General features: G+C 33.2%; 23 protein-coding genes. 3 read left to right on the forward strand and 20 right to left on the reverse strand.

Features of this window, described 5'->3' with window-relative positions:
- Window positions 1-78: 78 nt before the first annotated feature.
- The 5 genes from T335_RS0108445 to T335_RS0108465 form a co-directional block, all read right to left on the reverse strand.
- Window positions 79-1,431, reverse strand: a complete 1,353-nt coding sequence (locus T335_RS0108445) for a TldD/PmbA family protein (protein WP_026477162.1) — start codon at window positions 1,429-1,431, stop codon at window positions 79-81.
- Complete coding sequence (locus T335_RS0108450; RefSeq protein WP_026477163.1) at window positions 1,431-2,822, reverse strand: TldD/PmbA family protein; 1,392 nt, start codon at window positions 2,820-2,822, stop codon at window positions 1,431-1,433. The genes T335_RS0108445 and T335_RS0108450 overlap by 1 nt, the downstream gene beginning before the upstream one ends.
- 58 nt (window positions 2,823-2,880) lie before the next feature.
- Window positions 2,881-4,158, reverse strand: coding sequence for a CapA family protein (locus T335_RS0108455; protein WP_026477164.1), 1,278 nt, complete (start codon window positions 4,156-4,158; stop codon window positions 2,881-2,883).
- Window positions 4,159-4,576: 418 nt separating this feature from the next.
- Entirely contained in the window at window positions 4,577-5,437 is an 861-nt protein-coding gene (locus T335_RS0108460; RefSeq protein ID WP_026477165.1) for a hypothetical protein, read from the reverse strand.
- 27 nt (window positions 5,438-5,464) lie between these two features.
- Window positions 5,465-5,833, reverse strand: coding sequence for a hypothetical protein (locus T335_RS0108465; RefSeq protein WP_026477166.1), 369 nt, complete (start codon window positions 5,831-5,833; stop codon window positions 5,465-5,467).
- Window positions 5,834-6,126: 293 nt separating this feature from the next.
- Between T335_RS0108465 and T335_RS21590 the strand changes: the two genes are divergently transcribed.
- Window positions 6,127-6,906: an FMN-binding protein gene (locus T335_RS21590; protein WP_051569209.1), complete on the forward strand. Its 780-nt coding sequence runs from the start codon at window positions 6,127-6,129 to the stop codon at window positions 6,904-6,906.
- A gap of 105 nt (window positions 6,907-7,011) precedes the next feature.
- Here the strand turns inward: T335_RS21590 and pcp are convergent, their stop codons facing one another.
- Both pcp and T335_RS0108485 read right to left on the reverse strand, forming a co-directional pair.
- Window positions 7,012-7,653, reverse strand: a complete 642-nt coding sequence (pcp, locus tag T335_RS0108480; RefSeq protein WP_026477167.1) for a pyroglutamyl-peptidase I — start codon at window positions 7,651-7,653, stop codon at window positions 7,012-7,014.
- A 78-nt stretch (window positions 7,654-7,731) separates the two neighbouring features.
- The gene (locus tag T335_RS0108485; protein ID WP_026477168.1) at window positions 7,732-8,619 is read right to left on the reverse strand and encodes a Cof-type HAD-IIB family hydrolase; all 888 of its coding nucleotides are present in this window, start codon (window positions 8,617-8,619) and stop codon (window positions 7,732-7,734) included.
- A 285-nt stretch (window positions 8,620-8,904) separates the two neighbouring features.
- Between T335_RS0108485 and T335_RS0108490 the strand changes: the two genes are divergently transcribed.
- The gene (locus tag T335_RS0108490; protein WP_026477169.1) at window positions 8,905-9,414 is read left to right on the forward strand and encodes a ferritin; all 510 of its coding nucleotides are present in this window, start codon (window positions 8,905-8,907) and stop codon (window positions 9,412-9,414) included.
- Between the two features lie 201 nt (window positions 9,415-9,615).
- Here the strand turns inward: T335_RS0108490 and T335_RS0108495 are convergent, their stop codons facing one another.
- From T335_RS0108495 to T335_RS21595, 7 genes are all read right to left on the reverse strand, one after another.
- Window positions 9,616-10,425, reverse strand: coding sequence for a DUF2935 domain-containing protein (locus T335_RS0108495; protein ID WP_026477170.1), 810 nt, complete (start codon window positions 10,423-10,425; stop codon window positions 9,616-9,618).
- Between the two features lie 110 nt (window positions 10,426-10,535).
- Entirely contained in the window at window positions 10,536-12,131 is a 1,596-nt protein-coding gene (locus tag T335_RS0108500; RefSeq protein WP_026477171.1) for a DEAD/DEAH box helicase, read from the reverse strand.
- A gap of 136 nt (window positions 12,132-12,267) precedes the next feature.
- Window positions 12,268-13,221, reverse strand: a complete 954-nt coding sequence (locus T335_RS0108505; RefSeq protein ID WP_026477172.1) for a TPR end-of-group domain-containing protein — start codon at window positions 13,219-13,221, stop codon at window positions 12,268-12,270.
- A 13-nt stretch (window positions 13,222-13,234) separates the two neighbouring features.
- Window positions 13,235-14,182, reverse strand: a complete 948-nt coding sequence (locus T335_RS20215) for a L,D-transpeptidase family protein (protein ID WP_051569210.1) — start codon at window positions 14,180-14,182, stop codon at window positions 13,235-13,237.
- A 358-nt stretch (window positions 14,183-14,540) separates the two neighbouring features.
- Window positions 14,541-14,741 carry a cold-shock protein gene (locus T335_RS0108515; RefSeq protein WP_026477173.1) on the reverse strand — a complete coding sequence of 67 codons (201 nt, stop codon included), beginning with the start codon at window positions 14,739-14,741 and terminating at the stop codon, window positions 14,541-14,543.
- A 235-nt stretch (window positions 14,742-14,976) separates the two neighbouring features.
- Window positions 14,977-15,168 (reverse strand): hypothetical protein, encoded by a 192-nt coding sequence (locus T335_RS0108520; RefSeq protein ID WP_026477174.1) that lies wholly within the window; start codon window positions 15,166-15,168, stop codon window positions 14,977-14,979.
- A gap of 77 nt (window positions 15,169-15,245) precedes the next feature.
- Window positions 15,246-16,187 (reverse strand): copper amine oxidase N-terminal domain-containing protein, encoded by a 942-nt coding sequence (locus tag T335_RS21595; RefSeq protein ID WP_051569211.1) that lies wholly within the window; start codon window positions 16,185-16,187, stop codon window positions 15,246-15,248.
- 210 nt (window positions 16,188-16,397) lie between these two features.
- Between T335_RS21595 and T335_RS0108530 the strand changes: the two genes are divergently transcribed.
- Window positions 16,398-17,222 (forward strand): potassium channel family protein, encoded by an 825-nt coding sequence (locus T335_RS0108530; RefSeq protein WP_026477175.1) that lies wholly within the window; start codon window positions 16,398-16,400, stop codon window positions 17,220-17,222.
- A gap of 117 nt (window positions 17,223-17,339) precedes the next feature.
- On the opposite strand, the gene grxC is transcribed toward T335_RS0108530, so the two are convergent.
- The 6 genes from grxC to T335_RS0108560 form a co-directional block, all read right to left on the reverse strand.
- Entirely contained in the window at window positions 17,340-17,594 is a 255-nt protein-coding gene (gene grxC / locus T335_RS0108535; RefSeq protein WP_026477176.1) for a glutaredoxin 3, read from the reverse strand.
- A gap of 189 nt (window positions 17,595-17,783) precedes the next feature.
- Entirely contained in the window at window positions 17,784-19,259 is a 1,476-nt protein-coding gene (locus T335_RS20225; RefSeq protein WP_051569212.1) for a PAS domain-containing sensor histidine kinase, read from the reverse strand.
- A 328-nt stretch (window positions 19,260-19,587) separates the two neighbouring features.
- On the reverse strand, window positions 19,588-20,139 hold the full coding sequence (locus T335_RS0108545) for a hypothetical protein (RefSeq protein WP_026477177.1): 552 nt from the start codon (window positions 20,137-20,139) through the stop codon (window positions 19,588-19,590).
- Between the two features lie 101 nt (window positions 20,140-20,240).
- The gene (locus tag T335_RS0108550) at window positions 20,241-21,626 is read right to left on the reverse strand and encodes a hypothetical protein (RefSeq protein ID WP_026477178.1); all 1,386 of its coding nucleotides are present in this window, start codon (window positions 21,624-21,626) and stop codon (window positions 20,241-20,243) included.
- Entirely contained in the window at window positions 21,598-22,770 is a 1,173-nt protein-coding gene (locus tag T335_RS0108555; protein WP_026477179.1) for a DUF58 domain-containing protein, read from the reverse strand. Before T335_RS0108555 ends, T335_RS0108550 begins: the two co-directional genes overlap by 29 nt.
- Window positions 22,771-22,781: 11 nt before the next feature.
- Window positions 22,782-23,732 carry an AAA family ATPase gene (locus T335_RS0108560; RefSeq protein ID WP_207640656.1) on the reverse strand — a complete coding sequence of 317 codons (951 nt, stop codon included), beginning with the start codon at window positions 23,730-23,732 and terminating at the stop codon, window positions 22,782-22,784.
- Window positions 23,733-23,798 lie beyond the last annotated feature (66 nt).

Here is a 23,798-nt window from a genome sequence, read left to right on the forward strand (position 1 = left end):
TTTAAAAAATATAAATTGTTTGAAGTTTACGACTTAATTATATTGAATAGGTAAAAAATTGTCAATACCTTAATTTTTTTATTTTCCCGAAACTGCCAATTGTGTAATTTTTAATGTTGGCGAACCAATATAACTACTACTTGGGAAATCGAACGCTAGATCATTACCCACCATCTCAATATCCATTAAAAGTTGATAGAAGTTACCCGCAACTGTAATTTGATTTACTGGAGAGGCTATCTTTCCCTCTTTTACATAATAACCTTCCGCTGCTAATGAAAAGTCTCCAGAAATGATATTGGCCCCTGCATGTAACCCTTGAAGTTCTGTTATAATCAATCCTTCTTCTAGAGACGCTACCATATCTTCGTAGTTGTTACCACCCTTTGCAATATAGAAGTTTGATGGAGCAATTGAAATAGTCCCCTTGTAGGAGGGTTTATAAGCATTTCCTGTTGATTCGACGCCATCTTTTCTTGCGGTTTTTAAATTATGAAGCAAACTCTTTAAAAGTCCATCTTCTACTAAGGAAAGTTTCTTGCTGGCCACCCCTTCACTGTCAAAGGATCTGCTGGCTACTCCATCCTTCATTAATGGGTCATCAACAATATTTACCACACCACTGGCAATAGCCTCACCTAATTTTCCCTTAAGTTGAGAACGACCTTTTTGTACATTTACTGCACTAAAAATACTGCTGTAAACCGATAGTAGACCTGCAGCCGCTGTATTTTTCAGCAGAATGGGGTAGTTTTTACTATCTACTGGAGATGCCCCCAATCTTGCCAATGCTTCTTCAACCACTTCAGATGCAATTTTCTCTGGGTCTAACTTTTTAAAATCCCTTGTAACGATAAGCTTATTACTACTCTTAATATCCTTCTCCTTCTTAACTACTACACTTACATAGCCTAAGGCTATATTGCTCTTTTCTACCTTCGATAAGCCTTTCGTATTATACAAACTCCTCTGGCTTGTTTCATCTTGGTAAAGACAATGATTAACCTGATCTACCATTGGATGGTATTCGTAGCAAGCTTTTTCCAACTTTTTTAAGAATTGCAGTTTAGCCTCTGTCGCAACCTTCTCTAAATCTTCTGAGTAAAAATCTATCTTTTCATAATAGGAAGATCCCTCAAAAATAATCTCTTCTTCTTCATCCTCTATTATCATTGCATTTTGACGGGCATTTTCCAATAACATTTCTACTGATGATTCATCTATTTTTTCAGTGTAGGCATAACCCATTTTATTGTTATAAACACCTCTAAAGGAAAGTCCCCCTTCAACGGCAATACGATACTTATCAATCTCTTCTTTAAAAACATCACAACTAAATTCTCTACTACTTACGTAACTAATCTCCATATCAGAAAAACCCATTTCTTTTCCTGCTTCAAAGATAGCTGTCTTTAAATTTTGAATATCCATTAGGCTTCTCCTCCTCTTCCACCAACTGTCATATCCTTCACTCTAATCATAGGCTGGCCTACATTAGTAGGAATCGAACCACTAATAGAACCGCACATTCCTTGTCCATACTCCAAGTTATTACCCACCATATCTATTTTATGAAGAACATCTGGTCCATTACCAATTAGGGTAGCTCCCTTTAGGGGTTTATCAATTTTACCATTTTTAATAAGATAAGCCTCCATTACAGCAAAATTAAAATCTCCTGTAGCGGGATCAACAGATCCTCCCCCTAAATTTTTCGCAAAGATACCATGTTCTGTATTAGAAATAATTTCTTCAGGGGTTGAGTCTCCAGCAGCTATGTAGGTATTGGTCATTCTAGAGGTCGGTGCAAATTTATAGGATTGTCTTCTACCAGACCCAGTGGAATCTGCCCCCATTCTTCGACCATTTAATTTATCTATCATGTACCCTTTAAGGATCCCCTTCTCAATTAGTACATTTTTTCTCATAGGTTCCCCTTCGTCATCTATATTACATGAACCCCAATGGTTAGGCATTGTTCCATCATCAATAGCCGTCACAATTTCTGAAGCTACCTGCTCTCCTACCCGATCTGCAAAAACAGAACTCTTTTTTGCTACCGATGTAGCTTCTAAACCGTGTCCGCAGGCTTCATGGAAAATCACTCCTCCAAAACCATTATTAATAATTACTGGAAATTTACCCGACGGACAATTATCAGCATGCAGCATAGTAACAGCAATTCTAGCAGCTTCTTTTCCTAAGTCCTTAACGTCCATTTCTTTAAGCAATTCAAAGCCTTTATGGGCTCCATAATTAGCAATCCCACTTTGTAGTTCTGTTCCCTTTGTGGCTATAGCCTCTATGGCTAATCTAGTTCTTACCCTGTGATCTTCTACAAAACGTCCTTCAGAATTAGCTACTAAAATCCTCTGCTTTTCATCAATATAATTAACTGTTACTTGGCTAATTTCTTTACTATACTTTTTTGCAGCTTCATAAGCATGTTTCATTGCAGTAATTTTTTCTCGGGCTTTTACCTTCATTGGATCCTTTAAAATAATGTGCTTATTTAAAATTTCTTCATCCATAAATTTTAAAGTAATATTTTGAGGAACTTTATTGATCGCCTTCGAAGCTTCTAATGCCATTTTAATGAGTTGGTCCTTTTGATGTTGATTAGTATAGGCATATATACTATTAGTTCCATCAAAAATTCTTATGCCTATTCCAAAGTCTCGACCAGATATGCTCTTTTCTACTTGTCCTCCTAATAATTTAACTTGGGCATTGTATCTGTCTTCTACAAAAACTTCTGCAAAATCTCCACCTGTTGATAGGGCAGCTTCAATCATTTCTTCTATTAGTAACCTATCTAGCATATTTCTCCTCCTTATATAAATATTAAATCATTATCATCATTACTATTAATCTTCTCTATTAATCTTCTTTTGAAAATAAAGTGGGACTTAATCTTAATTCATCTGTTGGCTCTAATGACTCGATAATTGTCAATGTGTTCTGGTGGGAATTTTCTACCCTCCAAAGACTTTGACTACTATTAATTCCATATTGTTCAGGCTCTTTTACAGCATCGTAGGTAGGAACTATTTCATAAACTGTTTTTCCCTCTACAAAATATCTATGGACCCAAGTTGGAACATAGGTTATTTCTTTTAACACGATTTCATTAGTTAAAAGATTTTTTTCAGCCCTTACATTCACGATAATTCCATCTTCAGTATATCGATTATCCAGAATTTCATATCTTTGATTGGATAAAAAGTTCCCCATGGAGTATATGACAGCTGTTTGACTTCCATCCAACTCAGACTCAATTACCTCTATTGGCTGAAGAACATGGGGATGACTACCAAAAATAATGTCTACACCATAATTTGATAGTTCTTGAGCAATAGCCCTCTGATATTGATTCGGCTGACGATGATATTCATTACCCCAATGCATGTAAAAGACAATTAATTCTGCCCCCTGCTCCTTCATCTGCTTCACACGTTCTTGTATACTAGCCAAATCCTCCTCAAGTAGTTCATAGCTAAAGGTATCTATTAAGGGCTGTACATCTTTTGGTATGATCATGGCATTAATAGCCCTCTGTCCAGCCTGCATGGGTGTTTCATAGGTATATGATGATAACCCAACTTTAATTCCTTTTACATCCATTACAACAAAGCTATCTTCTGTTATATCTTTCCTCGTTCCAAAGGTTTTTAATCCTTCATCTCGTAATACATCTAAGGTTCTAATCATTCCTTCTTTCCCCGTGTCAAAGCTATGATTATTTGCTGTAGATACGGCGTGGAATCCTGCTTTTTTTAGAGATTCTGCCAATTGGTCTGGTGTATTAAACATTGGATAACTAGAAAACCCCCTGACTTCCCCTCCAAAGGTTGTTTCTAAGTTTCCCAACATTAGATCTGCCTCTTGAAAATAGGGTGAAATATATTTAAAATTATTATCAAAATTATAGGTTTTACTAGCCGAATCATACTGGGCCCTTAATTGAGGCCCATGAACCATAATATCCCCAACGCCACTAATCTGAATTTCGACAAATTCAGGTAAAATTTCTTCTATCACTTCATCTTCAATAGGGTTTTCATCCTCTGGATTGATCACGACTTCTAAATTAGAGGTGCATCCTATTAAAACTAAGTTAATACAGATGATCCCTATTAAAAATATTTTCCTTGTCATATTCCCCCTCCTTTAAATAATTAAGAATTTTTTTACTTATAAATAATTTCCTTTTGAATATAACAACCTTTAATACATTACTTACCCCACACTAAGCAGTTAATTTTTCATTTTGCATTAATATAAATCTACATTTAATTATACAATTTTCTCATATAAGATAATTATAACATAAAGAAAAGGTAATTTTTCTGTATCCTAAATACATTACCCTTTAGACATTAAGAAGCAATATTTTTATTTTTTTATTTAGCATTAATAGAAATCTAATATTGATGATGCAATTTCCTCCCAATAAAAAAATTCCTATCATAAGGAATTTTTTATAGTAAGAGAAGGCTCATATTTTTAAATAACAACCATTTTTGATATACTTCCTATTTATTCAGATAAAAGGTTATTCTCTTGATATTCCTAATTAAATGATCCGTGGTTTAGTATTGGACATAAAAGCTAAAGTTTTACTTAATAAACAATTAAGGTCTTCATGATGGATTTCTATATCTCTTTTTAAATATTGAATAGCCCGTTGATGGATTGTACTCATTTTTTCGTGAATAAGTTCCTTTAGCTCCCTTTCATCATCTCTATTAAAACTAAGTCCCCATTTCACTAGATGATATGTACTAAAGGCACCGAGAATAATTAAACCTAAGCCAACTGCAGAAGAATATTTCTTTGTATACCTTTTTCCTCCGATTTGCTCTAATCCCAATAGGGTGCCTAAAGGTCCAAAGCCTCTAATTTGTCCGCCAAAATAAATCGCTGCCAGAGGAATCCCTAAAGCTAATGCCTTTGAGATCGTTTCATCAACTATTTGATTAGAAAGCTTATTCTCAACAAATCCTTCCTCTAGGGTTTGATCCTGTTGATATTCTTCCTTTAAAAACTGTTTTTGTTCTTCTGTAATCTCAAGAATTTCTTCGATCTCCTTTAATAACTCCTTTTCTTCAGGCATTTGAACATAATCTGCCCCCACTATAATTATCAGGTCCTTTATTAAGGAAAATCTTAATATATTCTTTTCTTGATGATTTAAATTCTGTAGCATTTCTTGGCATAGTTCTTTAACTTCTCCAGTAGGTTCGACAAGAAAATTTAGAATAGCTTCCCGAGTATTCGTAGCAACTCTAATATTTGCCATTAATCGATAGAGTTCAGCCAATTTCAGTTGATTGATTGGCTGGTCTTTCCCAACCATTAAAGCTAACAGTTTGCAGTAGGGTAATTTATTTTCAACTGGCATTTTATCTATCGGTCGTACTTTTTCCTTCTCCATCTTTTGTTCACCTCCAATGATTTTAATTTATATTAAACTTCTCCAAAACAAATGTAATATTAAAAAAACAACTAAAAGGAAACCCAGTCCTTTGTGAATATCCCTCCACCTTCTTCTAAGCTGCTTGACCTTTGGTCCAATTATTGCGATTAAAGCCAACAATACTAAATTAATTACAATTAAACTACCAGTATGAAGCTTAATGGTTCCTAATGCTAAATAACCATGAAGTAGCCCGATAATTATAATTAGTATTCCCATAATTGGATGTATTGCTCGCATTTTTTGATAACATTTTCTAGCTTTAATATTCTTTGTCCCTAGTTTCTTTAAGGGACTAATAGAAGCCATAATTAATATTAACAGTAAATTCAACCAACCCATTACATCTACCATTTCTCTTCCCCCTTTAAATTTTTACCTGTAAATATATTTATTAAAGGAAGTTGAAGTAAATGCGATGAATTTACATCTATTATAGCAAATTAATCATATTCTAACTACATTTACCTTAAATTATATTACTTTAAGACTAAAACAACAACTTATCTTACCTTTACTTTAGATAAACTGATTATAGTAATCAATAAAAGATATTGTTAAATATTAAATATTACTTGAAAACCTTTTCAAGTTTAGATAAAATAAACAAGGACAATTTCCAAATACATAATGAAGAGGTGGACATGATGAAAAAATTAATTGCTTTAGGTACTATGTTTGCACTTGTTGCGGCAGTTGCAGTTGGATGTCAACAGGCTACTACTGGGACTGAAGATCAAAATGATAATAATCCTGTTGTACAAGGAATCTATGAAAACGGTACCCATGCCGCAGAGTTAGATGCAGATGAAAGAGGCTGGAAGGCAGCTGTTGAAATCGTAGTAGAAAATGGTAACATTATTTCTGTTGATTTCGATGAGTACAACGAAGAAGGTGCACGTAAGTCTGAAGATGAAGCTTATGCTGAAAGAATGGAACCAGCAGCAGGAATTACTCCAGCCGCAGCTTATGAGTTCTTACAAGAGTCTCTTTTAGACACTCAAGACATTACCACAATTGATGCAGCAACAGGAGCAACTTCTAGTACAGAGAAGTTCCAAAAAGTTGTTAAAATGGCACTAGGTTTAGAAATAGCTCAAGAGGGTTTAACTGACGGTGTATTTACTGCTGAAACAGAAGCTGATGAAAGAGGTTGGAAGGCAGTACTTGAAATTACAGTAGAAAATGGACAAATTGTTGCAGTTGACTTTGATGAAGTAAACGAAGAAGATGCACGTAAATCAGAAGATGAGGCTTATGCTGAAAGAATGTCTGCAGCAACAGATATTACTCCTGCTGAAGCATACGAAGCTTTAGAGCAAGCCCTTTTAGATAACCAAGACATTGAAGCTGTTGAAACTGTTACTGGTGCAACTTCTAGTACAGAAAAGTTCCAAAAACTTGTTAAAGAGGCTTTAGGATTATAATTTAAGTCTTACAACAATAAATAAACCCTATAGATGGTTATCCTAAACCTCTATAGGGTTTTACTATTGGCATTCAAAATTTCATCTTTTCATCAAGTGTTTTTATTAATAAATACTGCCTCCTGTTACCTTAATATCTTCTTGATTTATGTTTATAGCCTCTATTGCGGCTATTATCCCCTTAGATATATCTTGAAGATCCATAGCAGCTACATTCACCTTATCAATAACTTGTTCATGAATAAAAGGGATATGAATGAAACCGCCTATTTGCTTAGAATTTTTTTGATTAATATAGTAAAGTAAGCCATACATTAAATGATTGCAGACATAGGTTCCTGCACTATTTGAGACCATTGCTTCTAACCCTTTCTTTCTTATGGCTTCTACCATCGATTTAATTGGTAGATTGCTAAAATATGCATTTTCTCCATCGGCAAATATTTTCTCATCAATTGGTTGATAGCCTTCATTATCGGGTATTCTAGCATCGTCAATATTAATTGCCACCCTTTCCAGGGTTATTTCCCTTCTACCACCAGCTTGTCCGATACATAAAATTACATCTGGTTTTTCATCATCAAGCACTTGGAATAATGTTGTAAGGGATCTTCTGAAAACTGTTGGGATTTCCTTTGTCACCACTTCAAAATTAGATATCCGGTTAGGCAATAACTTAAGCACCTCTGACGATGGATTAATTTTTTCCCCACCAAAGGCTTCAAATCCTGTCACTAATATTTTCATCTCTATTACGCCCCTCCTTAGTATTATATTCCTTCATCTCGAACTTCCTTCATTTACTTTTATCCTAGTATAAATGGTCTATTCGTTATTAAGGCTTGTTCCCCCTTGAATTTTCCCATTATAAAGAGATTCTAACAGATAGCTTATTCCATCATCTTCATTACTTTTTGTCACCCAATTGGCAGTTTTCAACACTTCTTCTTCTCCGTTTCCCATGGCAATCCCTAATCCCGCATATTGAATCATCGATAAGTCATTATGATTATCCCCAACAGCAACTACTTCTTCTTGCTTTATCCCCATTTCATCAACAATTTTCTTTAGGGCTACCCCCTTTGTCGCATAGGTATCCAAAATTTCTATATTATGCCTTTCAGAACTGGTGATATGAATGTCCTTAATTTGCTGTAGCTTTTTCGTAACGCTTTCTAGTTTTTTTAGATCCTTAGTATAGACGAAAATACTAGAAAGGGCTCCTCCTTTTTCAAGGTACTTATACATATTCACCTTTCGATGGGTTCCAGAAAATAATATTTGATAGAGGGTTTCTGCCCAACTTTTAATAAAGGAACCTTCTTTTTTTCTAACAAACCTTTGAAAAATCTCAATTCGTTCCCAATAGGATTTAATAAAGGCATAGTGGGGATCAGTAGCATGATAGTAGATTCCTGCTTGGTCTAAAATCTGAAGGACTTCCTTACAAGGCTCTTTTTTTAGATTTATTACTTCTACCACTTCATTACTTTTATTTCTTATTACAGCACCATTATTGGTAACGACCCAACAGGGAAATCCGATTTGACTTAAGTAGGGCTTTAATGTTCCTAAGGGTCTACCAGTACAAATAATAATTTCCATCCCTCTTTCCTTTGCCTTCCTTAGACTTACTATATCTCTATTAGAAATACGCTTATTATTTTTTAGTAGTGTTCCGTCCATGTCAGTGGCTAAAACCTTATATTTCATCCGATTCTCTCCTTTATATTCTTCTGTCTCTATTATAACGTCTATTGACCAAAGAACAAACCCTTCCTTATAGAACTTTTATAAGTTTAATTTACAATTTAAGTTTGTCTACAATTTACTTCTTAAAGTAAGGAGATGTTTAACTCACTTTTATTTGGGCAAATATTGTATATCACTTGATAGTTTTTAGAATCTCTAGTAAGATGAGTCATAGGATACTCTTTAAGGTATTCTAGTCTATTTTTTAGTTATACTACTATCATACATATTAAAAGGAGGAATAACATGTTATCTCAAAAACTATTAGATGAAATGAACAAGCAGGTTAAGTATGAATTTGAGTCTGCAAATTATTATCTAGCAATGGCAGCTTATTGCAAGTCTGAGGATTTAGATGGTTTTGCTAACTTTTTTACAGTTCAGGCAGAAGAAGAAAGATTCCATGCTATGAAGTTATTTAACTTCATTAACGAGTTAGGTGGAAGAGCTATGATTTACGGCTATGAAGACCCTAAAAATGACTTTAGCTCCCTTGAAGAAGTCTTTACAGCCGCATTGAAACATGAACAATTTGTAACTGATCGTTTCAATCACTTAATGGATATCGCTATCAATGAAAAGAACTATGCCTGTGTAAGCTTCTTCAATTGGTTTGTTGATGAGCAAGTTGAAGAAATGGCCATGATGTCTGGTTTGGTTAGCCGTATTAAGCGTATTGGCGAAAATAGTCATGCTGTTTATATGTTAGATACTGAATTAGCAGCTAGGACCTTCACACCTCCAGCAGGTGAATAACCTAAGTTTTAAAAAAGGTACTGTCTTAAAATGATTTTTACGATCATTAAAGGCAGCACCTTTTTTTCTATAGTTACATAATCTAGGGCTTTCAGGTCATAATCCAGATTTTTTCAACTAATACTCCTTTGTTTTAATAATATTTATTAAATTTTCATCAAAAGAAAAAGGGCTTTCTAGCCCAAGGATATATTGCTTAAATTATTCTTCAGTTCTAGGTTTGGTTGGATCGCACTTCGGCTTTAATACCTCGGAAACCATCGCCAGCTTGGTTAGATAGTAACACTCTTCTCTAGCCATATGATCTAACATTAAAGCCGATAAGGTACCTAAGACTTTTTTCTCCAACTGAAGACATTCTAGCTCTCTTATGAAGGCTTTAAATAATTTAATTTCTTTTTCAACTTCTCCATTAAATCTTCTAAAAGCAGGAAAGTCTGTTACACTACTTCTCATAAATCCACACATTTCAACTGCTTTAATGTAAAAATCTTCAAATCTGCTATTAAAACCTCTACTAATTTCTTTAAGTTTTTTTTCAACATCATCTAATGACATGTCTATGGCAGCAGCGTGGCCCCCTGCATCTAATAGCCAGACTAAATGTTCATAGATGGCAGTAGTAACAGGTACCTGTTTCGATAATAGGAAACCTAACACAACAATATAGTCTTCTACTTCATTTACCATGTGATTAATGAAGGTTGGTGGAAGATCGATGTCAATTTCTTTTGTTAATTGCTTTTTAATAATATCTAACTTAAATAATCTAATATCTTGAACATGGTTATAACCCTGCAGGGTTAGTTGGTAAACTTCTTCTTCTGTTAGGTCCTTTCTTGCTTCCATCAGTAGTTCATCAAACACATTAATAAAGTAGCAGGCTCGATCTACCATTAATGTCTCCTTTGGGGATAGGGCACTTAATATCATTCTAGCATGGTCTCCTAATATTTGATACCAGAAGCGATTTTCAAAAAGGGCTGCCCTACGATAGCAACTATAGTCCACAATGATCCCTCCTTATATTAAAGAATCTCACTTCATATATATGTCCTTTGATGGAATACTAGAATAAAAAAAGTACCAATCCCTCATTAGATCAGTACTTTAATTTCTTTTTATCTACTTCTACGATTTTGAGCTACTTCTATGTTGATTCTTCTACCTTTAATACGATTTTTGTCCATAGCCTTTAATACTTTCTTTTCATATTTCTTAGGCACTTCAACAAAGGTAAATTTATCATACATATCAATTACTCCTACCATACTACCCTTAATGCCTGCCTCAGCAGCAATAGTCCCTAAAATATTACTTGGTTTAACCCCATGGTTTTTACCAATATTGATAAACATTCTAACCATACCTGGCTCAGAAGTAGTCTCTCTTGAAGATATTTCTTCTGCAGACTCTAAAGTCTCTACTTCATTTAAATTAATCATCATTTTTAGAAGGGCTGCACCAACATCAATTGAGTTGTAGCTTTCCGATAATTTTTCAATAAAGTTTGTATATTCAGCTAAACTACCTTTTTCTATCGTAGTTGCAATTTGTTTACCAATATATTCTTTTTGCTTATCCATAATATCGTTAACAGTAGGAATTTTCTTCCTTGTAATTTTAGACTTTGTATAATGCTCTAAAGCCTTAAGGGTTCTAAGCTGTCTTGGAACAACTAATGAGTACGCTAACCCTTCTTTTCCAGCTCTACCAGTTCTACCTATACGGTGTACGTAATATTCAAAGTTATCTGGTAGGTCATAGTTTATAACTAATGCAACATTGTCGACATCAATCCCTCTTGCTGCAACATCTGTAGCAACTAAAAGATCAGTAGTCCCATCTCTGAACTTCTTCATTACTCGATCTCTTTGGGTTTGTTTAAGATCTCCATGAATTCCTTCTACTGAGTATCCTCTACTTTGTAGTTTTTCAACTAAGTCATCAACACCCTTTTTGGTATTACAGAAAACAATCCCAAGTTCAACCTTTTCCATATCTAAAATCCTTGAAATAGATTCTAGTTTTTCGTGGGGCTTCACTTCAAAGTAGTATTGGGCGATTCGAGGAACAGTTAGTTCCTTATGTACTACCTTAACTTTTTCAGGTTTCTTCATATGCTTTTTAGCAATCATCTCAATTTCTTTTGGGATAGTAGCTGAAAACATTAAAGTCTGTCTTTCTTCTGGTGTTTCGTTTAAGATCATTTCAATATCTTCTAAGAAACCCATATCTAACATTTGGTCTGCTTCATCTAAAACAATACCTTTAATATTATTTAGGGATAATGTTTTTCTTTTAATATGATCAATAACCCTACCTGGTGTACCAACTACTACTTGGACTCCTTGCTTTAATGCCTTAATTTGACGTTCTATAGGTTGCCCACCATAAATTGCTAAGGATCTCATCCCTTTAATATATTTAGAGAATCTACGAATTTCGTCTGCAACTTGAATTGCTAATTCTCTTGTGGGAGTTAAAATAATTATCTGTACTCCCTTTTCGCTCATATCTACCTTTTCTATTAATGGTATACTAAAGGCAGCTGTTTTTCCTGTTCCTGTTTGTGCTTGCCCTATTATGTCTTTCCCCTCTGCTACCAATGGGATTGCTTGTGCCTGAATTGGTGTTGGTGCTTCGAAGCCCAATTCTTCAATTACTTTTAAAATTTCTTTTCCAATATTAAGTTTTTCAAATTCCGTTGTTTTCATTTAATCTCTCCTATTCTATTATACTGAACTATTATATCTTTTTGAGTTCCTTATGTAAACATTAATTATTAAATACAAGCAAAAATACCCAATAAAAAATTGAGAAATACAATATCAGTATTTCCCAATCGGTATTTTATAAAACATAACTTAGAGCTCTTTTTAATTTTTTTGAAAGATCCTCTGGTAATTGATGGCCTATGGTATTGATTTTAATTAGTTTACAAGGAAATTTTGCTTTGATAAAGGTCTCATATAGTTTTATGGTATTAGAGTAATGTATATCTTGAATACTGGCAATGATACACCCCCTAATCCCCTTCATTGCTGCTGAATAAATTTGAGGAATTAATTCTTCTATTTCTGCCTCTGATATAATAGGAATTACAGCAATAAATCCCTTATAACATTGATCTTGATTTTTTAATGCTAGCTTAATGGCTAATTTAGCTCCTTGAGAAGTGCCTGTTATTAACATTTTATCTCGATTAATTTTAAAATCTTTCAAGATATTTTGATAAGTTTCCTTTATCTCTTTTTCTGCTAGAACTTCATCATTCCAATGATATTCATCAACGGCTGATATTTGCGATGATTGAGGAAAGGCCAAGATAAAATCTTCAAGTACTTTAGCATTTCTCCAGTACTGTGAATACTCATTTGCGTTGCCATTTTGCCAGTGAAGTGATAATAATAATGGATAAATTCCTGTCTCTTTATACTTAGTGGGGGTATATATCACTACACCTGCTTTGGCCGATTCCATTGCTTTTTTTTCCATATCATGGTTAACTTGAAGTATATATTGAAAAGCCTCTAGTTTTTGTAGTGGCAATAGATCCTCATCAGACATTAGTCTTTTAGGTGACCACCATATTTTTTTATCAATGGCCTCATTTAATACTGTCATTGCTTGATCTGTATTTTCCAACCTACTATACAAACAGGCTAACCAATAACTTGTTTGGGGCATTTTCTCTGGAAAGGCTTCAGCCGCAAGTTTTGCAAAATCCAGTGCCTTTTCATATCGACATCTACCATAACAATCAAAAATTAATTTCTTTAACAGGTCAAACTGAAGTTCTTCCATCCTTTGCCCTCCTTTAATTATTCCTTAGTTCAACTTCAATATAACTTATTTGGTTAACTCCCCATTCCTGCAACTGTTTCTCTGTACCAATCCATGCAATTGTTCTCAAAGGAATTAGATCATACAAAGCTTCTACATCAGAATTAATCATTCGCACACACCCTAAAGAGGCATCTGTTCCTATAGAACGGGGGCTGCTATTACCATGAATTCCATATCTACCTCCGCCTCCATGGGAAAGCCCAAGCCAACGTCTCCCGAGGGGATTATTTGGAGCCCCACCTGCTACTGGTGCGGCAATACCGGCTCCTCCCCAAGCAGGATTAATTGATTTTGTTACAATGGTAAACTTACCTTCTGGGGTTAGGCTTGGAGATTTACCTTGGGCAATAGGATATTTTTTAATTACTTCATCACCCTTATATAGGGTTAATATTCTTTTGGTCTTATTAACGACTATCCATAATCCATCAGATGGAGGATTTTGTATCTTATCTGGATACTGATAATTTTCATCCTGTAACCTTCTATATAAAGCTTCTGTAGATTTCGATCCGAAAATACCGTCTACCGTTAAGTTATGGTCACTTTGAAACCTTAAAACGGAATCTCTATAATTGGTTTCTTCATCTTTATGATCCCTACGATAATACCCCAGCTCCTTTAGTGTTTCTTTATAATCCACTTGAAAGATAGGATCTAATTTTGCACTTTTATTTCTTTCTTCCTCTACTCTTCTTCTTTCTTCCTCTACTCTTCTTCTTTCTTCCAGCAGTTTTTCATGTTCAACAAGAATGTCTTGAAGTTCTTCATGGGCTCTACTTACATTTTCATGGGTTTCAATCAGCTGCTTTTGAACTTTCTCTAATGGTTTTGCTTCGCTAGCTTTGGCCTCTTGATGTATATATATTGGGACCAAAAGCAAACTAATTATACATGCTGATACAACTAAATGCTTCATGTTATCAACCTTTCCAAACTAGAATAGCAATAAAAAACTGCCTTGTTATAGTTTATTAAGGCAGTCTAAAATATTTCCTATTAGTTTAGAAATAACATAATTATTTTTTAATTTGAAGTAATTATATCATTTTATCTTAGCTTTATAATTATTGTAACGAGGGCTTCCTTCAGAAAATTTAAAATAACTTCGTTGAAATTATTAGGTAAAGTTCTTTTGTATTAGAATAATTAAAGTAGAACTCTTCTTTATGTCATAACATGAAAAACTAATACAATAGAAAATCTCCTTACTACTGTAAGGAGATTGACCATAATCGAAATTTATCATTAACTATGTTAATTTATGTAATTTGCGATTATACCTTTGAAACGTTAGCAGCTTGGAAACCTCTTGGTCCTTCAACTACTTCGAATTGAACTTGTTGTCCTTCTTCTAACGTTTTGTAACCTTCTGATTGAATTGCAGAGAAATGTACGAATACATCGTCTTCTCCTTCAACCGAAATAAATCCGAAACCTTTTTCTCCATTGAACCATTTTACTGTACCTGTTTTCATTCTTAGTTCCTCCTAAAAAAAAAATTATTTACACTACTCTAAATTACCATGTCTGGTCATAATTGTCAATATAATTTAAAAATTTTTAATATATTGTCCAAAAATTTTTTTTTATTTTTTCTCACCAGACTTATATTTATAAATTTCCCAAAGTTGATTAAACTATACCTATTAATTTTAGAATAAATAAAGAGAGTAAGGTGTTTAGCCTTACTCCTTATTAAATCTTCAAATCTCATCTATGATCTTCATCAACTAAATCAATTGTTCCAAGTAAGACATGGGCTAAACCAAAACCAATTATACCAGCGGCAACCATTGGCATGACATCAGAATTATCATTCTTTCGCATGCTCATACCTTTTAGGGCAATCCCTGTTGCAGTAACACCAGTACCTAATATAGTTGGAATTAAACCTTCTCTCACATGAATTCCTCCTTAGTTAGAAGTTTATTAGAATATGATTTGAGATTCCATATTATATTTTACAATTGCCTTATTTCTTATTCATTATCTTGATGATCTTGATGATCTTGATGATCTTCCTCATCTTCCTGATCATCCTTTTGCTCATAATTATCATCATCTTCTTCTTCAGTATCTTTCTCTTCAGTATCTTTCTCTTCAGTATCTTCTTCTGTATCTTCTACATCTTCTGTAGTTTCATCTTCCTCAGTTACTTCTTCCTCTTCTTCTTCTAGCTCAATCGTTTCTGTCTCTTCGTCCCAATCAACTTTTAATTTAAAAGTCTCTGCGATAAATCTTAGTGGCACATAGGTTCTATTAGATAAGATTTCTGCTTTTGAATCTATTTCAACTTCCACCCCATTAACTAGTGCTATGTTGCTGTCCATTTGAATAACGATGATAACATCACCTTTTGTAATGGTAACTTCTCTTGTTTCATTATTCCAACTTACCTCTGCTCCTAACCCTTGAGTTATTGCTCTAACCGGCACTAAAGTTCTTCCACTTTTAATTACTGGTGGTGTGTCAAACTTCATATGCCCTTTTTTAAGACCAACACTGTTGAAGGGAAGCACTTTAATCCCTTTATTTTCTTTTTCGATTTGCTTACTCGCTTCTTCTACCTGTTCAACTTCTTCTTGAGTGTAGCTTAATTTTATTTCTTCTTTTCTTTGGAGACGCTCTGTTGCTTTTTGAGTTCTTTCTGCAACCTTTAATTCTTGTTGTTCTTGTCTTTCTTGTTGCTTTTCTTGTTGCTTTTCTTGCTGCTTTTCTTGCTGTTGCTTTTCTTGTTGTTGCTTTCCTTGTTGTTGCTTTTCTTGTTGTTGAGACTGTTCAATCTTTTGATTTGAGGATGGGGTATTAGCATTTCCATTACCCTTTCCATTGTTTGCTAAAGATATTGTTGGTGATAATAGCATTGCTGAAGCTACTCCAATTGCACATAATTTTTGTGATAACCTTCTTTTGTTTTCCATTTTTTCCACCCTTTCAATTATGTAGTTATGATCATCTTTCTGACCTATAATATAATAATTCGATAAATTGTTTATTTTAGGGATACTTCTAGTAAAAAGTTATAACTTTTCTTTAATATAAATTATAGTTTAGCATATACTAGAAATCATTAGGTCATATTTACTATAATACAGAAGTATTAATCATAGAAATTTGAAGGGGCGGAGAAAATGGATAAATTAAAACGGATATTCCCTTTAATGATCATCTATATACTCATTGTCTGCCTAAACATTGTTTTATTTGCATACTTATACAGCCTACATGGTTCTATTGTCGACCCAAATGCTTCTACGAAGGGGGACCTCCAAGTAAACAGTGTTTCTAAAAGGGATATTTTATACTTCAGTGGAATTACCTATTTAACAATAGGGTATGGTGACTTCAAAACAGCTAACGGTATAGGACAATTCCTAGCTGTTTTACAGGGATTTTCAGGGGTGCTAATTAATTCCATCTTTACTGGCTTATTTCTTTACTATTTGGTTAGAAGGCCCAAAAACATGATTTTGACTAATCGAATTTATATCAGATATAATGACGAACAGAGAAAGTTTTTCTTGTCGATTAGAATAGGGAATAAAGGACGCCCTTTAGTAAATGTCAATCGAATTATTGAGCTCTTTGTTTATGAGGGTAATATTCGGACAAGGAAGTTTCAATTCTCTCAAGAGTATCATTACTTTGAGAATATCCTCTATTGGGAACTTGATTTAGCAGACAATCAGAATCAAGATTTAACTAACCATTTGCGTTCTGCTATCTTAGATAAAAAACTACTTTTTATTAGAATATCAGTTTTAGGAACTGATGCCGATGCGGGCGAACTGGTATTTACAAGTAGAACCTATAAGAATAGTCATCTGTTATTCATACGAGGCTATCATGAACTATTTAGATGGAAGAATCATCAAAAAACAAAAATACAATGGAAAAAATTTAATGATATTAAGGAACTAGAAAAAGAGAAAATTGAATTATTTATTAATGATTAAGAGTACAGAAATAATTAAAACTTCCCATAAAAAATGCCCCTTCTTATGATAGACAGTTTTTATTAATTAAACTGTCTTCCACAAGGGGAGCATATCATATATGGAGAGGTTTTAAAGCTATATTCCTAGTTTTTTATCTAATTCTCCCTTTTGGTCTAATAAGTGTAAATCATCACATCCCCCAATGAACTCATCATCAATAAAAATTTGTGGTACTGTATCCCAACCTGTTTGAGCCTTTACTACACTAAAGGTTTCGTCGTCATTGGTAACATCATAATTTGTAAAGTCCACACCTTTTTCAGTTAAAAGGGCAACAGCTTTTCTACAATAGGGACAATATCCTTTGGTATATAATACTACTTTTTTCATATTAATACTCCCTTCCTTCCCATCTTTTTTATGTTAAATCTATTCTTATGGCCCTCATATTATACCCTTAGTTGCCATATTTAAACAATACTTAAGATTATATAAGAACTTTTCATCCCTGTAGAAATACCATAATTAACCTTAGCTTCATTTAGAATTATAAGTCTAAGAGGAATTATATAACCTATTTTAAGGATACTTTTGATATATATCAGAAAATTCTACATTAATTTGTTCTGAAATCATATTAGTATAGTTTTCATAACTAAATTGTGAATTTTCTTCTTCCAAAACCTTAACAGGCAGTTTAATAAAGAACTGACTACCAACCCCTTCTTCACTCTCCACCCACAGCTCACCTTCTAGTTTTTCTACAAAACTCTTCACTAAAGATAAACCAATACCACAGCCCTCTACTGTTCTTTCAAAAGATTCATCGGCTTGAATATATCGATCAAAAATTTTATTTATTTTATTCTTAGGAATTCCTATCCCAGTATCCTTCACTGTTACTAAGATATAATCAGTAGTATTATTAACTGTTACTTGAATTTCATCTCCCCATTTTGTACTCTTAATGGCATTAGATAATAAATTGAGCATAATCCTTTCGATAATATTAATATCACAAGCTATGTATCTCTCTTCTACATCTGTATCGAAGGTTATGGTAACGCCTTTATTTTGAGCTAACACAATTGTTGATTGGGTTATTTCTTCTAAAATATAAATTATGTTAAAGTTTTTGTATTTGATATTAAAGGCATTATAATCCAGTTTAGTTGAGTCTAATAAATTATTTATTAATCGCAATAATCTATAGCAGTTTTGTCTCATTATGTATACGGTTTTATCCAACTTTTTAACATCTAGTCCATCACCAGAGTTCTTCATCAACTCTAATAGCTGAATTGAACCTAGGATTACATTTAAAGGAGTCTTAAACTCGTGGGAAATATTTGAAAAAAACTCTGCTTGTCGTCTTTCTTGCTGAAGGGTCTGAGCCAATAACTTCTGATTTTCTTCTATCATTTTTAACATTGTGCTTTCAGCTTTTTTTCTATAGGTTATGTCTGTATGGGTCCCTACTATTCGAATTGGAATTCCATCATGGTCCCAGATGGCCTGTCCTTTATCATGAATCCATACAACTTCATTATTTTTATTGAGCATTCGATACTCAACATTATATTCTGGTATTGTTCTATCGAGATAATCTTCTAACTTTTTAGCTACCCACTGAAAATCCTCAGGATGAATTAAATTCTCCCATGCAACAACGCTGTTGGGAATTTCATCATCTTTATAGCCTAAAGTTTCCTTCCACTTTTTAGGCAACATTACTATACCGGTTTGCAAGTTCCAATCCCAGAGACCTTCAGTTGTGTTATTGATCACAAATTTATATTTTTCTTCATAGGTATCTAACTTGTTTTTAAGATTATTAATTTTTATTAAGTAACGATTGAAACCTATCAAAAACAAGATAAAAAAAGTAATTTTAGTAATAATCAAAGGAAAAATTCGCTCTTTATTATTAAATGTTAAGATCATAGCGATATTTGTGATTAGCAGTATTAAAATATAGATTATTACTTTCTTCTGAATCTTGTTATTTTTAAATTGTAATACCTTTTCTAAGGATTTAGAATTGACATAACCCATATACATCCTCCTAATTTTCAATGTAAATTATTCTTTGATGCAAAATTGGTAGGAATTTATGTATTTCTCACCTCTAACTATAAAATTATAACATATTTAATTCAACTAAGTGATTTAATTTGAAAATTAATAATATTTATATCTACTGTATCGAAATCTTTTATATATGATTTCAAAGTAAAACTTCCCTATTTCAGGGTAATAAAAAGACTCCTTACTAATTAAAGATTAGTGCAGGAGTCTTTTAAAATTTACCTTGTTATTTTATTATAAGCTCTACATTGCCAGCAACTAATTTTGTTTTCCCCTACAGCTATATAAGACTTTTTTATTGCTGCTGATTTTGCTGGTTTCCCATTTGTTGATTTCTACTGTTTTGTTGTTGGTTACTCATTTGATTCATTTGATTTCCCATTTGTTGATTCTGTTGTTGACTATTCATTTGACTGCCATACATTTGTTGGTTTCCTTGATTTTGTTGGTTTCCTTGACTTTGTTGATTCATTTGCATTAGTTGGTGTTGTGCTTGATCAATTAATTGATTCATTTGAGTTAGTACTTGGTTAGCTTGAACATATTCATTTGCTTGATTTAATACTTGCATCGTTTGTTGAATAGACTGTTGTAATTGTTGAACTGTTTGTTGCTGTTGTTGTTGAGCTTCATTTCTAAACTGTTGAATTTGTTGAAATAGTTGGCCTACAGCTTGCATGTTTTGGTTCTGAGATTGTTGTCCTTGTCCCTGTCCTTGACTATATTGGCTTTGCTGTAAGTGGCTTATTGTCTGTCTCATGCTATTTAATTGGTTTCTCAAGCTACTTAGTTCTTCAGCTAATTCTTCATCTGCTCTTTTTAACATTTCCTCTTTTAATGTGCTCATTGCATAATTCCTCCTGTTATTTGTTCTATAATTAACCGCCATACTATTTTTAAACTGAAGGGTAATAAATATACATTGAGCCAAAAGGAACTTCCTTCTAATCACCTTCGTTCTTCTTCGTTCTTCCCATAGCGCACTTTATTATATTCTTGTGTTAGTGTTGCTAATGAAGAATCCGTTGATAAATTATGTTCTAAATCTTTGTATTTATTTAATTTACTTTTTTGATATATTTTATTTGGCGTATCGCCGTAATTAATTTTCATACCATTATTTTTCATTAAAATAATTGTATCTCTATAAGCTCTTCTAATTGGATGCAGATTTTTTATATCCTCTTGATTTCTAAATTTATTAAAAACTTGCTTAACAGCGTTGCTTAGTCCTTCAAATATATCTTTACTAGAATAAATAAATTCTTTTTCTTGATAAATGTCTTCTTCCTCTTTCCGTACCTTTTTAATACCTCGATAGACTAAATAGAGCACCCCAAAAACTAATGCAATATAGACTAACCCATGAAGAATAGAGAATATGAATTGAGCTATTTTGCCAGGTTCTCCCTTTTCCACTTCAAATATAGAATCAATTAACCCTTCATAAAAAGCCGTTTCACCTTCAGTTGTTGGATTTTTAGGAGCTTTTCTTATGGCCCAAAAAATAACACCTTCAACTGCTCTATAGGCCAATGTAAGAGGATAATATAATAATTTGGTTAATACATCCAACACAAAATTGGTCGTTTTAGAGAAAACAAAATGAAAAGGACTATAAAAAATATTCATGCCAAATACCACTGTTCCAATGAGCCCAAGTGATATCGTTAATTGAAGAATAAAGTTAAGGAGAATACTTTTCTCAGGATTAATAATTAAATTCTTTTTAACTCGATACTTTTCAAATAAAGGGTTTTCTTCTTTCTTCCTATCTTCTACTTGATCTATAAATACTTGAGAAATCTTATATTGTCCGATTAAAATTAAAGACACCCCTACATAGATCATAAAATAACCCAAGGCTATATCTAAAAAGCCTATAAATTCAGGTATAAAAAACTTACTATTAAAAGCAAAGATTAGATAAATAACCAATCGTCTTATAACCTTCTTTTTAAACTGAAATGCAAAAGTAGAGGGTAAATCTAAATATCTTATTAAAAATGAAAGGTTTAGAGATAAAAATAAGAAATTTAAAAAGATGATGGGCAGATTGCTAGAATCCATCAAAAGACTACATACCACCACTAAAGTGATAGCTACGGCCATAATTAACAACTGTCTTTTTCTTAAAGGATATTTCTTAGCATCACACCAACTAACAAAAGTTGAGACAAGTAGATGTAAAACAAAAGCATAAATAATAAAGTGGGACGGGTTCATATTAATGGGCATATTGGCTAATAGTACAAAATAAAAGGGCATTAAATAAATGGTATCACAAATTGAGTAAATTACTGGATTAAGTACCTTGTATACTTTTTTTAGCATCCCCTTTCCCCCCTCCTTCTATTAAATTAACCTTTGCAAATTTATAAATTTCATTAAAGTCAACTATGGTTTCTGCATAAGAAGTCACCTCAAAGGAAAAACCTTTACTTCTACCCCTCGAAATGGCCGCTAAAAGTTCTTCATTAAACTCTGTTGTTAATATGGATATAACACATGTATTTAAGTATCTACTTGTTATTTCATCAATAATTCTCTCCACGGGTATAAAGCTAGCTAACTTTATCTTTGCTAATAAGTCAAAGGTTCTATTCAATTGCTTGATGTCAACCCCTGGAGGAATAATCGCTCCATTTACACCCTCCCCTTCCATTAAGCTATTGGTGGCAAGACCAAAAGAGATTCCTTTTTTCTGGGCTAAATCTATATAGGTTGCAGTTACTTCGATCAATTCTTCTATAGCTTCTTCATTTTCAAGACAAACCAAATACTTATTAAAAGGAATATTAACAACAAATATAACTGATAGATCAGATGTGTATTGCTGTTCTTTAACTTGAATTTCTCCTGTTCTAGAAGTCGCCTTCCAATGGATTTTTTTCAAAGGTTCTCGATAGGTATAGGGACGTGTACCGTTAAAATAAGTTGGGTCTTCTATTATCCACCGTTTTATAGTGGTATCTCCTAAATAGCTTTTACTATCTAGCAATAATCCTTCAACTGGATACAATTTGGGATAAACAAGAACTTCTACTGGACATTTAAAATCCCTTTCATAGTTTTTAAAGCCAAAATAGTCGCTGGTTTTGACCTTAAAATCAGTGAACATATATTTACCTCGCTTTGAAAATGAGATTGTATGTTTTCTTTTTATTCTTTGATACATCAACAATGAGAATATTGTAAAATGCTTATAAAAGGTGGCTGCCCCTTCCTTCTCTATCGTAATATGCTCTCCTCTAATTGTAAGTTCCTCTGGTATTGTCGTTTCAATCTCTACCCATGTCAAAGGTAATATCTTTTTATTGGTTATCTCTGTAATCATTTCTAACTGTTCATTGGGAAATGCTTTATTATTCTCTAGCCTTCGTTTAACCTTTAATTGATAATAAGCAATCGCTTCCCACTTTTTCAAAGCATAATTAATCATTGCAAAGGTCAAAATGATAACTAATATTTTTACCATCATAAGATCACCTAATTAACACCTTGTTCTAGAGGAGTCTTTATCTCATTGATAAGATCTTGTATGATTTCATCAGGTTTAGATCCCTTTAAGTGGGAATAATTATCACATAGTATACGGTGACTTAAAATTGGTATTGCCATCTTTTGAATATCATCTGGCAGAACATAATCTCGTCCTTGAATAATCGCATAGGCTTGACTAGCCCTCATTAAAGCCAATGATCCCCTTGGACTAACCCCTAATGAAATAGATGGGTAATCCCTTGTTTTATGGACTAAATCAATAATATATTCCATTAGTTCTTCGCTTAGATAAACATCCGTATAGTTCTTTTGAATATTTAGTATATCCTCTTGAGTCGCTACAGCTTGCAGGGTAGCAAGGGGATTTTGGTAGCGATATCGGTTAAGGATCTCCTTTTCTTCTTCTTTACTGGGATATCCTATGGAAATTTTCATTAAGAATCGGTCTAATTGGGCCTCTGGTAATGGAAAGGTTCCCTGTTGTTCTACTGGATTTTGTGTTGCAATTACCATAAAGGGTTTTTCTAAAATATAAGTGACACCATCTATCGAGACTTGAGTTTCTTCCATGGCCTCTAGTAGACTTGACTGAGTTCTTGGAGTTGCACGGTTAATTTCATCCGCCAGTATAATATTATAGAATACTGGCCCTTTACGAAATTCAAATTCTCCTTTAGTTTGATTGTAAAAGTTTATACCAGTTACATCTGAAGGAAGGAGGTCTGGGGTAAATTGAATACGATTAAAGCTACAGTCTATTGATTTTGCAAAGGATTTGGCAAGTTGAGTTTTTCCTAAGCCTGGTACATCCTCTAAAAGTACATGTCCTGATGTAATTAAAGATACTAAAAGTAAATCAATAACATCCTCCTTGCCAACAATCACTTTGGATACATTATCCTTTATTCTATCGCAGACTTCTTTTATTTCAATCATATAAATAACTCCTTCCATATTATTTTTCTTTTCTATAATATTTCGTCACAAAAGCTTATTTCCTCT

The sequence above is a fragment of the Alkaliphilus transvaalensis ATCC 700919 genome (assembly GCF_000621485.1).
Classification (GTDB): Bacteria; Bacillota; Clostridia; order Peptostreptococcales; family Natronincolaceae; genus Alkaliphilus; species Alkaliphilus transvaalensis.

Excerpts from the sequence above, each read along its gene's own strand:
- T335_RS0108515 (WP_026477173.1), bottom strand. The coding sequence starts at position 14,741 with ATGAAAACAGGTACAGTAAAATGGTTCAATGGAGAAAAAGGTTTCGGA.
- T335_RS0108460 (WP_026477165.1), bottom strand. The coding sequence starts at position 5,437 with ATGGAGAAGGAAAAAGTACGACCGATAGATAAAATGCCAGTTGAAAAT.
- pcp (WP_026477167.1), bottom strand. The coding sequence starts at position 7,653 with ATGAAAATATTAGTGACAGGATTTGAAGCCTTTGGTGGGGAAAAAATT.
- T335_RS0108500 (WP_026477171.1), bottom strand. The coding sequence starts at position 12,131 with ATGAAAACAACGGAATTTGAAAAACTTAATATTGGAAAAGAAATTTTA.
- T335_RS0108450 (WP_026477163.1), bottom strand. The coding sequence starts at position 2,822 with ATGCTAGATAGGTTACTAATAGAAGAAATGATTGAAGCTGCCCTATCA.
- T335_RS0108490 (WP_026477169.1), top strand. The coding sequence starts at position 8,905 with ATGTTATCTCAAAAACTATTAGATGAAATGAACAAGCAGGTTAAGTAT.
- T335_RS0108530 (WP_026477175.1), top strand. The coding sequence starts at position 16,398 with ATGGATAAATTAAAACGGATATTCCCTTTAATGATCATCTATATACTC.
- T335_RS0108555 (WP_026477179.1), bottom strand. The coding sequence starts at position 22,770 with ATGGTAAAAATATTAGTTATCATTTTGACCTTTGCAATGATTAATTAT.
- T335_RS0108560 (WP_207640656.1), bottom strand. The coding sequence starts at position 23,732 with ATGATTGAAATAAAAGAAGTCTGCGATAGAATAAAGGATAATGTATCC.
- T335_RS20215 (WP_051569210.1), bottom strand. The coding sequence starts at position 14,182 with ATGAAGCATTTAGTTGTATCAGCATGTATAATTAGTTTGCTTTTGGTC.
- T335_RS21595 (WP_051569211.1), bottom strand. The coding sequence starts at position 16,187 with ATGGAAAACAAAAGAAGGTTATCACAAAAATTATGTGCAATTGGAGTA.
- T335_RS0108505 (WP_026477172.1), bottom strand. The coding sequence starts at position 13,221 with ATGGAAGAACTTCAGTTTGACCTGTTAAAGAAATTAATTTTTGATTGT.
- T335_RS20225 (WP_051569212.1), bottom strand. The coding sequence starts at position 19,259 with ATGGGTTATGTCAATTCTAAATCCTTAGAAAAGGTATTACAATTTAAA.
- T335_RS0108445 (WP_026477162.1), bottom strand. The coding sequence starts at position 1,431 with ATGGATATTCAAAATTTAAAGACAGCTATCTTTGAAGCAGGAAAAGAA.
- T335_RS0108550 (WP_026477178.1), bottom strand. The coding sequence starts at position 21,626 with ATGCTAAAAAAAGTATACAAGGTACTTAATCCAGTAATTTACTCAATT.
- T335_RS0108465 (WP_026477166.1), bottom strand. The coding sequence starts at position 5,833 with ATGGTAGATGTAATGGGTTGGTTGAATTTACTGTTAATATTAATTATG.
- T335_RS0108485 (WP_026477168.1), bottom strand. The coding sequence starts at position 8,619 with ATGAAATATAAGGTTTTAGCCACTGACATGGACGGAACACTACTAAAA.
- T335_RS21590 (WP_051569209.1), top strand. The coding sequence starts at position 6,127 with ATGAAAAAATTAATTGCTTTAGGTACTATGTTTGCACTTGTTGCGGCA.
- T335_RS0108545 (WP_026477177.1), bottom strand. The coding sequence starts at position 20,139 with ATGAGCACATTAAAAGAGGAAATGTTAAAAAGAGCAGATGAAGAATTA.
- grxC (WP_026477176.1), bottom strand. The coding sequence starts at position 17,594 with ATGAAAAAAGTAGTATTATATACCAAAGGATATTGTCCCTATTGTAGA.
- T335_RS0108455 (WP_026477164.1), bottom strand. The coding sequence starts at position 4,158 with ATGACAAGGAAAATATTTTTAATAGGGATCATCTGTATTAACTTAGTT.